Genomic DNA, 12,545 nt, shown 5'->3' with positions numbered 1-12,545 from the left:
CGTTATATAAGCGCTGTTTTGTCACTTTTAACCGCTGGATAATAAACGCTATTGCGCCCTAAATCTTTGGCTTTATAAAGCTGTTTATCGGCTGCTTTAAGCAATTCATTGAGTGATTGTTGGGGTTTATAACGTGCAACGCCAATACTTGCTGTTAGGTTTATTTTATAGTTATCAACGTTTATGTATTTATTTTCCAGTGCTGCTCTTACTTTTTCGGCAACAGCAAGCGCTGCATGCTCACTATTAAACGAGCTTATAAGTGCAAACTCCTCGCCCCCGATCCTAAAAACATAACCTTTAGCAAAAGTGACCTTTAATAGCGTGGCTACTTCTATCAGTACTTTATCGCCCACATCGTGGCCGTATTTATCATTTATTTGCTTAAAAAAATCTAAATCAACTAAAAATAAGTAAAGCTGGGTACGCTCATGTAACTCAACCGAAAAATAATGATTCATTGCCAAACGATTACCCGATCCGGTCAGAGGGTCAAGCATGGCAAGGTTTTTAAGTCTTTTTGAAAACTGTGCGCGGTTGCTTTCAAATGTATGTGAAATAGCCCAAATAACAATATAAGCAAATAATATATTTAAATATAAATTCAGAGAAGTAAAAGGAGCTAACGAGGATTTATTCATTAATACAATACTTTGTAAGCTAAGCAAAACCATAGAAAAAATAAATCCATAGTTTTTTCCTAGCAATAAATAATACATAGTAGGCAGCACCAACGCCCAAACAAACACCGCATTATTAAGCGTGGCCATATAAGCCCCAAAAACCACAATAAAAGAAATAAAGGCACACATAACAACAGACTGCCAAACTTGCACCGGGTGTTTACCCAAACGAAAATAAATGCAAAAACAATACAGCGCAAAAACAGCTTCAAAATAACCAAGCACACTTAAATTATTCACAGCAAGATTAAAACCTGAAAATACCAACGCCAAGCAACCAAAGCATAAGCTGACCCATTTGAGAACATTTTTCCTTAAAAACTCTGTACTATTAAGTGCTGCTATATCCATTTATGAAACTTGATAAAAAATAAAAAATTAGTTTAGCGTGAAACATAAATATAACAAAATAGTTTACCTACAATAGCAGCCCTGCTGGTAAATAATTATATAAAAATTCGTTACTGTACTGCGCAAAAAACCTAATCAGCAATAAGATCATCCACAGTCTCTATCAACTCAGCAAAGTGCTTATTTACGTGGCGGCGTTGTTTATCCGATAAAGTACTATTTAAACTAACAAGTAAATTTACATGAGCCATTAAATTAGCTTGGTTTTTGGCCGCTAATTCTTCACTAATAAAATATTCACGCTCGGTAATTATAATGCCCATTTGCTGATCAAACTGCTCAACATTACGTAATTCATAATTAAAAGCGTGTTGCAGTGCGTTTAACCTATTTTGCTTATAGCGCTGCCAAAGCACAAAGGTATTAATATGCTGCTCGTTAGCCAATGTTATAAGCTGGGTTTGCTGCTTAGTTAATTTCCCTAACCAATCTTTATAATAATTAAGCTGCTCTTTTAGGCGCTCCTCGCTTAGTTGTTGCGCCGTTTGCTCTTGATACTGTTTTAACTCGTCAGCTAAGTTAGCTTGTATGTTAGTTACAAGCTCTTGTTGTTGCTTAGTACTAAGTGTTTTAGCCAATTCGATTAAAGGCGCTTTAACCTGTATTAATAAATTGCTCCAATGCAATTTAGCTACAGTAACCTGCTGTGTTAAATCGCTGATATTAAACTCACTATTAAATGTTTTTTGTAACTTGATAAGATCTTGCTTGTACTTAGGCAGCTCTACCTGACGATGCCAATTACGGGTTTGTTTAATTATAATTTTAAGTTGTTTTGCTTGGCTACTGTTTAGGTCTATGTAGTCATCTACCCAAAATGATGATAGCCAAGGTAAATTGTTATAAGCAAAAGAAGTAGAGCAGCTAGCTAAAAGTACAAAGCTGACGGCTATCATTAAATGTATTATTTTTTTTGTATTTATTTTAATTAACATAACTCTCCTGCGCACACACAAAGTTGATAATAGTTTTTATTTGCATTTGACTTTAATTTAAATCTAACTGATAATCACTCGCATAAGTTAAATGTGCCGACCTCAGTGCCCAAGGATGAACTTTCAGCACGGATGCTGTTATTTTTATAAGCCCGTAATACTTATGTTGCTCGGGTTGTAATAAACAAAGCTTAGCCTACATCTTCATTTTTCATATTAGTGACGGTTGATATGACCCAAAAGCCCGAAAGGGCTTTTTTACTGCTTTAAATTTTTTGTAATATCTGTATCTTACACTGCTAAAACAACTCTGCTCGGCTTTAGGCTATAATAAGCGTACTTTGCATTTGCTAATGCGGTGCTTAATACTAAGGCCAGCGTAAAACATAACAAGCAATAAACTTTGCACTTAATCTTTAAACGTTGCATTACCTCATTTAGCACAAAAATTTTAAATAGAATAATGTTTAAATAATACACATTGCAACTATCACTTATTGGAGACATTCTTATGTCACAGTTTAATTTAAAAACCTTACTCCTAGCTGGCATTTTACTTAGCAGCCCTTTCGCTCATGCCGGGTTGGAGGAAGGGATCAAAGCCGCTAATGAAGGCGAGTTTGCACAAGCACTAAAAGAGTTTAATTACCTAGCAGATAAAGGCTTTGCCCCTGGTATTTATGAGCTGGGTAAATTATATGAAGGTGGTTATGGTGTAACGCGTGACTACCGTAAAGCTGCTCAACTTTACCAACAAGGGGTAGCAAAAAACCACCCTGATTCTATGTTTGCTCTCGCTGTTTTATACGATGAAGGCAACGGGGTAAAACTCGACAAACAAATGGCAATAAAGTTATTTGAACAAGCGGCAAACAAAAACCTACCCGCTGCACAATTTAACCTAGGCGTTATGTATGCCAATGGTGATGGCGTAAGCGTAGATTATGAACTTGCTAAAACGTGGTATGAAAAAGCTGCAGCCAATAATTATACTTTGGCGCAATTTAATTTAGCTTTAATGTACTTTGAAGGCTTAGGCATGCCTAAGAATTTAGAAAAGTCATATATTTGGAACACCATTGCCGAGTATAACGGCAATATGCAAGCAAGCCATAGTCGCAAGCTCGACGAGCAAAAAATGCTGCCTAAAGAAGTTGAAGAAGCAAAAGAAAAAGCCGACGCTATTTATGCCAGAATTTTAGCCGGCACTTACGCTGGTGAAGGGCGGTTGTTTTAATAAACTGCTTTAAACGCTGTTTTAATTAATTGCTCTAAAACAGCGTTTAAATAACAAGGCTAAGCTCGCTAATACTAACTAATGCAGTAAGATGAGTTTAGCCTTTTTGTTATATTCACTACTTTTTAATATAAAGCCACTTTAATAACTTAATTAGTACTTTGCTTTGTTTAAGTAGCATGCCGATACGTGGATTGAATGATCCAGAAACCAGCGTGTTTTTAGCATGGCTAAAGGTTAAAAACCCTTCATTAGCATGATAATGCCCCATTCCAGAATGCCCCACTCCACCAAACGGCGCATCATCGGCAGTTACTTGCACTAAGGTGTCGTTAACCGCAACAGTACCACTTAGTGTTTGCTTTATAATATATTCTTGAATTTGTTTATTTTGCCCTAAAATATACAAGGCTAATGGGTGATGATGCTGCTTTATATAACTTATTGCGTGCTCTAAGTTGGTGTAACTCATTACAGGTAATATTGGGCCAAATAGCTCATCTTTCATTAATTGCATTTCATCGGTTACTTGGGTGACAATATTTAGCCCCATTCGATGTTTATCTGGGTCTTGCTGGTTATCTTCAAGAGGTTTAATTATGGTTGCGCCTAGCTGCTGTGCTTGTTCTAAATAGCCAGATAAGCGTGCATAGTGAGCATCGCTTACAATAGAGGTTAAATTTTTACCTTCTACCCCTTGTTTGTAGTGTTTCTTATATAATTCACACAAGTGTTGCACCAACTGATGCTCAAGCTCTTTGGGTACAAATACATAATCGGGGGCAACACAAATTTGCCCAGCATTGGCCATTTTACCAAAGAGTATTGCTTGCGCCGCTTTTTTAATATCTGCTTTTTCAGTAATAATAACAGGCGATTTACCGCCAAGCTCTAAGGTAACTGGCGTTAAATTAGCACTTGCAGCGCCCATTACTAACTTACCTACCGCAATTGAGCCTGTAAAAAACAGGTGTGCAAATGGCAGCGATGAAAACTCACTAGCAACGTCACTCCCCCCTTGTATTATTTTACAATGCTGCTCTAGTTCACCACTAAATAGCTTTTCAAGCACTTGATTGGTGTGGGGGGTAAACTCACTGAGCTTCAACATTGTACGATTACCCGCTGCCAATGCGGTAATAACAGGCACAATGGCAAGCTGTATTGGGTAATTCCAAGGCGCTATAATGCCAACCACGCCTTTAGGCTGGTATGTTACGCTCACCTTTGAAGGCCACAAGCTTAAACCTACTGATCGCTTGCTTGGTTTAGACCACTTTGGTAGTTTTTTTATGGTGTGCGCTAAGGCTTGCATGGTGGGTAATATATCGCCTAGCAAGGTGTCAAATGCGGTGCGATAACCAAAGTCTTTTGATACTGCGTCTATCAGCTCTTGCTCAAACTCTACAACACGACTGCGCAATTGCTTTAACACTGTGATGCGTTTATTAATCGACAAGTAAGGAGTTTTTATAAAGTACTGTTGTAACTCATCAAATTGTGCAGTTAACGAAGGTGTTTGCGGTGCGTCGATAGTCAAAATAGATTACTCAAATTTTAAAGTTATTTGAGACTATAACCTTGTTCTGTAATACGAGCAATAAAGAGTAATTTTGCATAGTATTGAACTATATACAAAACTACTCTGGTTTTGGTTGGAACTAAGTGGTAACTATTGCAGCTATTGGCTGTTGTTTAGCAGCCAATAGCTGCGCAATTTAAAAGCCAAATACTTGCGCTGCAATTGTCATTGTTACTAGAGTAATTAAAACAATTGCCACAATATTAAGCACAAAGCCTGCACGTATCATGTCGCGCATTTGTATTTGCCCTGAGCCAAACACAATTGCATTTGGTGGGGTGGCTACTGGCATCATAAATGCACAACTACAGGCAATCGCCGCCGGAATAACCCACACAAGTGGTGAGCCTGCAATCGATTCTGCAACGGGGCCCAGTAGGGGTAAAAAACCAGCCGCGGTGGCGGTGTTACTGGTGATTTCGGTTAAAAATGTAATTAATGCAACGACCACTAAAATACTCATAACGAGAGGAATAGCACTCGCGCCTTGAATCATTTGTGCAATATATTGCGCCAAGCCCGATGACTTTATTTGCGAGGCAAGTGTTAAGCCACCACCAAACAATAATAATACGCCCCATGGCACTCTAGCAGCGCTTTCCCAATCTAAAATACGCTCGTTAGTGCCTTTATTTGCAGGCAATACAAATAATAATAACGCCGCTGCAATCGCAATAGTGGTGTCTGAAATACTCAAACCACTAAACTCGCCTAGCAAAGGTCTAAATATCCAACACGCACCAGCAAGCACAAATACAAATAACACGCCTTTTTCGGCGCGTTGCATTTCACCAAGTGCTTTTAATTGTTCAGTAAATACAGCTTTGGTGTCTATTTTTTGATTATTTTTAATACCTGCGTCTACTTTATAAGCAAACTTTGTAAGCCAAATCCAACTAATAAACAGCATACTTACCGCCAGTGGCACACCGACTAGCATCCACTGTGCAAAGCCAATTTCTATTTGGTAGCTATCGGACAAGTAAGCTGCCATTAAAGCATTAGGCGGAGTACCGATTAATGTTGCAATACCACCAATACTGGCACCATAAGCAATAGAAAGTAGTAAAGCTTTTCCAAATCCTTCATTGCTAGGATCTGACTGCTTTACTAAATGTGTAATAGACAAAGCTATTGGTAGCATCATCACTGCAGTGGCTGTATTTGACATCCACATAGATAAAAAAGCCGTAACCAGCATCATAGCTAATATTTGTAAGCTAGGCTTAGTGCCTGCATACAACATGGTGCTCAGTGCTATGCGTTTATGTAACCCCCAGCGCTCCATTGCGATAGAAATTAAAAACCCACCTAAAAATAAAAATATTAATGGATGAGCATAAGGCGCGGCTACACTTTTCATACCTGCTATACCAGCCAGTGGCGATATAACAAGTGGCAATAAAGCAGTCGCCGGAATAGGTACTACTTCGCTTACCCACCACGACGCCATCCAAAATGCTAACCCAGCAGTTTTAAACGCTGCACTGGACATGCCCGTAGGGGGATCGAGTAAACAGGTCAATAGCATTATGCTTGGCCCAAGTAGCAGTAATAACCATTGCTTAAATTGGTTTTTAGGCGCGTTATTTTGCAAAATTTGTTGTGTCATTTATCTAAACCTTAAAATTTGTACCTGAGACCAAGCGCTAAGCTGCTATCGGCGTTTTCTTCTAAGTCTAAGTCTGTATATAAAAGATAAGCCGTGGTTTGTTTATCAAATACATAGTCTAAACCTGTACTCCACTGAGTGGCTTCTGACTCTTGACGCAGTGCTGAGTCATCTTTTGCAAACTGTAATTTAGGAACCCATTTATCTAATGTATAGCTTGCACTTAGTACATAGCCATTGCCTGACTTAGTGCCATCTATTGACTCTGAGTGTTGATACAAAGCACCTAGCTGTAACTGCTCAAACTTATAAACACCTGCAATCCGACTCGCTTTAATATTATTAAGTGAGTCAATATGGCTTAAAGAAATATAATATGGCGTATTGTTTAAATTACGATCACCGTAAATAAGTGTAGCGGCAAAACCCGCTTGGTTATCTTTATTATCGTCTTTGGGGGCATAAGTAAATGAAAACTGAGCATTATGCCAATAGTTTGAAGTGTAAGTTATGGTATCACCAAGGCGGTCTTGCCCAGCAATAACTTGTGCTATATCGGCTTGTGTTTCGTTAAAATTATCCAGCTTACCTTCTGAGTATTTAAAGCGGGTATCGTTTCTACCGACAACTATTTCACCAAACGCACCTTTTAAACCTAAATAGGTATTACGCGCTGCAAACGGCTCGTTAGTATCGTCATGTTCAAAGCCCTTTACTTGTACTTCGTATTTAAATACTGCGCTAACGTACTCGTTAAGTGTGTGTTGTCCTTTGATCCCTATGCGTGAAAATGGCGCGTCTATTTGTGTGCCTTCATCGGCGTAGCGCATAACGCCTGTATCGGTTTTAGCTATTTGTACTTCTGCTTTACCATACACAGAATATTCAGCAGCTAATACCATATTAGGTAAGGCAGTTATGCTACACAATAAAGTAAGCGCAGAGCGTTTAACGTGTGTGTTGTTTATCATCATGTGTCCTAAAAATTAGAATCTACTTATTGTTGTACACCCATTAAGCAAAATGATGGCCAACTACTAAATAAACATAAATTTCAGCAAGTTAAATGATTAACACTGTTTTTAAAGCAAAAAAGTGTGCGGATATCCGCACGCTTTTATTTAAAAACATCACCTTTATCGCACACTACTACATGCCCTAATCAGTAAACATATCCCGATTTAGACCATATTTACTCATTTTGTCGTACAAGGTTTTACGCGCAATTTGCAGCGTGCCCATGGTGTTTTTTATACTGCCATGGTTACGCTCTAACGCTTCTTCTATTAAAGATTGCTCATAATAACTGACCTTTTCGGCCAAACTTAAATCTTGTGATAACACTTGTTGATCAGCTGAATCACTTTGCGCAAATGCTAATTCAGGCCCTAACAATACTGCTCGTTCTGCTTGGTTTCTTAGTTCACGCACGTTACCTGGCCAGTCATAGGCTAATAAACGTTGTTCTAACTCTACATTTAATGCCCCAAGTGGTTTATAAAACCGCGTTGCCGCAATTGAGCTAAAATGCTTAAATAATAAAGGAATATCAGCTTTTCGATCGCGCAGCGCTGGAATGCTTACTTTGACCAAACTAAGGCGATAATATAAATCGGCTCTAAACCCACCTTCATTCACCAATGCCAGCAAATCAACTTTAGTAGCAGCAACAATGCGAATATCTAAGTTAACGGTATGATTAGCGCCAACCGGCGTTACCTTTCGCTCCTCTAGTACACGCAGTAACTTTACTTGTAACGACAACGGGGTGCTTTCTATTTCATCTAAAAAAACAGTGCCACCTTGGGCAAATTCAAATTTACCCTTTCTATTTTTTGTGGCCCCAGTGTATGCACCGCTTACAGCACCAAACAGTTCACTTTCTATGAGCTGCTCTGGCACAGCACCACAGTTAATCGCTACAAATTGACAGCTTGAACGGTTACTGTGGTCGTGTAAGTAACGTGCAACCAGCTCTTTGCCAGTCCCGGTTTCACCTTCAATTAATATATCTGCAGGAGTATCTATCACGGTATTAAGCAGCTTCATCATGTGCTGCATTTTAGGCGTATCACCTAAAATACGCACACCCGGCGCTGAGGTTTTTTCTACCGCGCGTTTAAGAGCGCGGTTTTCCATTACCAGGCTGCGTTTATCGCACGCTCTGGCAATACAATCTATTAAATGCTCGTTAAGGGGTTTTTCAAATAAATCATAAGCGCCTAACTGCATCGCTTTTACCGCCACCGACACATCGGCATACCCAGTTAAAAATATAACCGGTAACTCACTATCAAACGCTTTTATTTGCTCAAGTAACGTAAGCCCGTCCATTGCTGGCATATTAATGTCGCTAAGGACCACGCCGCTATAGCCTCGGCTTAAGCGACTAAGCGCCGTTGCCCCATCACTAAAACATTGAACTTGGTAGCCTTCCAAAGTGAGTAATTGATTTAACGAATCGCGGATCATCGCCTCATCATCAATAACCATTACCTGCTTACAAAGCAGTGGCTCAATCATGTTGTGACTCCGCAGTACTCCAAAGACAAATAATAAACTGCGCCCCCCCTTCTGGGCGATTATGCGCACTTAAACGACCATCAAACGAGTCGATGATTTGCTTAGATATTGATAAACCAAGGCCTAAACCGGTACTCGACTTGGTACTATAAAATGGTTCAAAAATAGAGCCTAAAGTATGGTGTTCTATGCCAGATCCTGTATCTAATATCGATAGTTTTACGCGTCCATCAAAGCATTCAACTTCAAAACTTAATTGCCGCGTTGCGCAGTTACTCATTGCCTGCGATGCATTAGTAATAACGTTAACTAATACTTGTTCAAACTTAAGCGAGTCGACCAAAACGGTAATATTTTGCTCAAACTGCGGAGGAATAACACTAATATCATCTTGTTTTAGTTGTGAATGGGTGATCATTAAAGCGTTATTTAATAATGCCGACAAAGGGTGCGGTCTCAGTTGCATTTTTGAAGGTTTACTAAAGTGTTTTAATTGCGCAACAATTTTATGCACCCGCTCTACTAAGCCCTCAATAATGACTAAGTTTTCGTTTAATGCTGTTAACTTACCTTTATTGAGCAATATCTTTGCACTGGCTAAATAAGCATTCATGGCACACAAAGGCTGGTTAATTTCGTGGTTTATGCCAGCGCTTAATTGCCCTATGGTGGCAAGTTTTGCAGACTGCACTAGAGCGGTTTGAGCTTTTTCAAGTGCTTGGGTACGCTCAATCACTTTTTGCTCTAAACTGTGCCTAGAATAAAGTAGTTTTTTATAACCGGCAAAGCGTGCAAGTAAACTATAAACAATAAAAATAAACACACAATAAAAAATCATCAACCATAATAACCGAGGTAACTGCATGGCCGCTATGTTAGAAACATCTACTAATACGCTCATTTGAGCATTAAAATGTTTTAATGGCTTAGAGGCCACTACATATAAACGCTTAGCAATTTTAAATTGTGTAATATCTTGGCTATTAAATTGTTGTAAAGGAATAAGACCAGGCTGGTAATCTAAATAAGCACGACGTTGATTTATTTCCCGCCTGGCTGCAATATCCAGCTCTTGAAAACTGTTTAAACGCCAATTAGGCTCATCCGACATAGCGATAACATTATCTGCTAATTGTAAATAAAAATGACTACCTGCTGCCGTATTAAGCAGCGATCTGTCGTCTTCAAACTTAGCAACATTTACTTTTAGCGCCACAACCCCAATTGCTTTACCTTCATGATAAATAGCCTGCGAAAAATATAATCCACGCTCTTTTGAACGCTGACCAAGCGCAAAATAAGCTACCTTTTCACCCGCAAATGCTTGTTTAAAATACGGTCGAAATGAAAAGTTACTCCCTAAAAATGTATAATCGGCCTGCCAATTGCTACTCGCAACGACCTCGCCCTGAGTATTAAGTATATAAATATCAGATGCGCCACTGGCTTTTTGTATATCCGCTAAGTAGTTGTTAATAGCGCTATAATGCTCTTCTTCATTATTAGTAAAGCGAATGAGTAAGTTGTTATTGGTGAGTAATTGCGGGATCGCAGCAAATCGAGCAAGCTCATTATCAATGTAGTTATTTAATTGGCTTACTTGTTGGTCGGCTTGTTTTTTTGCTTGCTCTAAGTCATGTATTCGACCAAACCAAAAAGTGACTGTTAACAACAAGAGTAGCAATAAAAATGCGAAAATAATTTTTTTAGGAATGAAGAACATAAACGCCTATAAAACGGGTAATGTTAGCTATTAATAATGGGGTATAGTTTATCTGCATAATGCAAAGAGAGATATAAACTTTTTGTTAACAATTGTATTAAAAACATAAAAACCGTGAAATAAGGCAATTTCACGGTATAAAAGTATAATTAAGCTTTGCCTAGCTTTGGTTTATTTTTAACATATTTATATAAACCAATTAAAGAGGCTGCAATCCAAAATATTTCAATTACAAAACTGGCTAAATTAAAGTTATAACAAAGACTAATAAGCAGCAATATAGCGCCGGTTAAGTTCATCATGTTATAAAGCAAACTCGCTGGTGATACTTTATTTAGTTGTAACAAAAAAAATGAACCCACTACTAAAGCAGTACCCGTCATACCTACAATATCAAATAAAAGTGCAATCACACGTCTATCCTTTTCCATTTTAAAAACCCAATTGACTGGCCCGATCCGTGGGGAGGGTATTTTTCAATCATTGAAACAGCAAAACCGGTTAAGTTTATCAATGTAGCAAATTCAATCAAGGGCTTATGTCCGCCCTAATCGGAATATTGAAATAAACAGATTGTAGTGGTACAGTGATTTTGGCCACCCATTAAGAAAGAAGTGTTATGCTAATAAGCATACAAATTTGGGTGAAAAAATGACGAAATTAAAACGTGCAACATATTCTGCGGCAATCAAATTAGAAACAGCTCAGCTTGTAGTTGACCAAGGCTATACACAAGAAGAAGCAGCCAAAGCTATGGGGGTTGGTAAATCAACCGTAAGTAACTGGGTTACTCAATTAAAACAAGAACGTAATGGTCAGTCACCAGCTGCTTCACCAATGACGCCCGAACAAATTGAAATCCGTGAACTTAAAAAGCAAATACAAAGCATTGAATTAGAAAAGGATATATTAAAAAAGGCTACCGCTCTCTTGATGTCCGACTCCCTGAACAATTCTCGTTAATCGAGAAGTTAAATCAACGAGAGCGTTATCCAATTAGTCTGCTGTGTAGCGTATTCAATGTGCATCGTAGCAGCTATAGATATTGGGCTATACGGGATACAACGCCAACACCTGAGCAAGTAAGGTTAGAAGCTGAAGTTAAAGCAATACATACGATGAGCGGTGGTTCAGCAGGGGCGCGAACAATAGCAGCAATAGCAACAAATAACGATTTTGAATTAAGCCGTTATCGTGCCGCTAAGCTGATGGTTAAACTAAAACTAGAGAGCTGCCAAGTACCACAACATCAATATAAACGTGGTGGTAATGAGCATTTTGAAATCCCAAATTTGCTAGATAGGCAGTTTGATGTTGTTGAACCGAATACTGTGTGGTGCGGTGATGTGACGTATATTTGGACAGGTAATCGCTGGGCTTATTTAGCAGTCGTTATTGATTTATTTGCGCGCAAAGTCGTTGGCTGGGCAATGTCGTTGTCGCCAGATACTAACTTAACGCTAAAAGCGCTTGAGTTGGCTTATGAAAGCAGAGGCAGGCCAAGTGGATTGATGTTTCACTCAGACCAAGGTAGCCATTATACGAGTTTGAAGTACCGCCAACGTTTGTGGCGCTATAAAATTACACAAAGCATGAGTCGACGCGGAAATTGTTGGGATAATGCGCCAATGGAGCGGTTTTTTAGAAGCTTTAAAACGGAATGGATGCCAAAGGTTGGATATGAAAACTTTAAAGAAGCTAAATATAGTGTAAGTGATTATATCAACGGATATTATAACAACGTTAGGCCGCATCATTATAATGCTGGTTTAGCGCCAAATGAGTCTGAGATCAGATACAAAGATTCTAAAACTGTGGCCAAATTTTATTGACCACTAC

The 12,545-nt window shown here is 38.8% G+C and carries 10 protein-coding genes; 2 read left to right on the top strand and 8 right to left on the bottom strand.

Annotated features, from left to right (window positions below; genetic code table 11):
• Nucleotides 1-2 precede the first annotated feature (2 nt).
• Both PNIG_RS18600 and PNIG_RS18595 read right to left on the bottom strand, forming a co-directional pair.
• Nucleotides 3-1,034, bottom strand: coding sequence for a GGDEF domain-containing protein (locus PNIG_RS18600; RefSeq protein WP_167376946.1), 1,032 nt, complete (start codon nucleotides 1,032-1,034; stop codon nucleotides 3-5).
• Between the two features lie 131 nt (nucleotides 1,035-1,165).
• The gene (locus tag PNIG_RS18595; RefSeq protein WP_089369229.1) at nucleotides 1,166-2,029 is read right to left on the bottom strand and encodes a DUF6279 family lipoprotein; all 864 of its coding nucleotides are present in this window, start codon (nucleotides 2,027-2,029) and stop codon (nucleotides 1,166-1,168) included.
• 511 nt (nucleotides 2,030-2,540) lie between these two features.
• Here PNIG_RS18595 and PNIG_RS18585 point away from each other — a divergent pair.
• Nucleotides 2,541-3,266, top strand: coding sequence for a tetratricopeptide repeat protein (locus PNIG_RS18585; RefSeq protein WP_086995764.1), 726 nt, complete (start codon nucleotides 2,541-2,543; stop codon nucleotides 3,264-3,266).
• Nucleotides 3,267-3,384: 118 nt separating this feature from the next.
• Here the strand turns inward: PNIG_RS18585 and PNIG_RS18580 are convergent, their stop codons facing one another.
• The 6 genes from PNIG_RS18580 to PNIG_RS18555 all read right to left on the bottom strand — a co-directional run bounded on the left by PNIG_RS18580 (nucleotide 3,385) and on the right by PNIG_RS18555 (nucleotide 11,119).
• Entirely contained in the window at nucleotides 3,385-4,806 is a 1,422-nt protein-coding gene (locus PNIG_RS18580) for a coniferyl aldehyde dehydrogenase (protein WP_089369227.1), read from the bottom strand.
• A 178-nt stretch (nucleotides 4,807-4,984) separates the two neighbouring features.
• Nucleotides 4,985-6,460, bottom strand: a complete 1,476-nt coding sequence (locus tag PNIG_RS18575; RefSeq protein WP_089369226.1) for an SLC13 family permease — start codon at nucleotides 6,458-6,460, stop codon at nucleotides 4,985-4,987.
• An 11-nt stretch (nucleotides 6,461-6,471) separates the two neighbouring features.
• Nucleotides 6,472-7,431: a porin gene (locus tag PNIG_RS18570; protein WP_089369225.1), complete on the bottom strand. Its 960-nt coding sequence runs from the start codon at nucleotides 7,429-7,431 to the stop codon at nucleotides 6,472-6,474.
• Between the two features lie 187 nt (nucleotides 7,432-7,618).
• Nucleotides 7,619-8,983, bottom strand: a complete 1,365-nt coding sequence (locus tag PNIG_RS18565; protein WP_011329990.1) for a sigma-54-dependent transcriptional regulator — start codon at nucleotides 8,981-8,983, stop codon at nucleotides 7,619-7,621.
• Complete coding sequence (locus PNIG_RS18560) at nucleotides 8,976-10,706, bottom strand: sensor histidine kinase (protein WP_089369224.1); 1,731 nt, start codon at nucleotides 10,704-10,706, stop codon at nucleotides 8,976-8,978. Before PNIG_RS18560 ends, PNIG_RS18565 begins: the two co-directional genes overlap by 8 nt.
• A 149-nt stretch (nucleotides 10,707-10,855) precedes the next feature.
• Nucleotides 10,856-11,119, bottom strand: coding sequence for a CBU_0592 family membrane protein (locus PNIG_RS18555; RefSeq protein ID WP_041454922.1), 264 nt, complete (start codon nucleotides 11,117-11,119; stop codon nucleotides 10,856-10,858).
• A gap of 238 nt (nucleotides 11,120-11,357) precedes the next feature.
• Between PNIG_RS18555 and PNIG_RS18550 the strand changes: the two genes are divergently transcribed.
• Nucleotides 11,358-12,538 (top strand): IS3 family transposase gene (locus PNIG_RS18550; RefSeq protein ID WP_089369332.1). Its coding sequence is split into 2 segments (ribosomal slippage): nucleotides 11,358-11,616 and nucleotides 11,616-12,538, totalling 1,182 coding nucleotides; the frame shifts between segments, so codons are not numbered across the junction.
• Nucleotides 12,539-12,545 lie beyond the last annotated feature (7 nt).

Source organism: Pseudoalteromonas nigrifaciens (assembly GCF_002221505.1).
Classification (GTDB): domain Bacteria; phylum Pseudomonadota; class Gammaproteobacteria; order Enterobacterales; family Alteromonadaceae; genus Pseudoalteromonas; species Pseudoalteromonas nigrifaciens.
The sequence above is the reverse complement of the archived record's forward strand: the minus strand, read 5'-3'. Positions and strand labels throughout refer to the sequence as shown.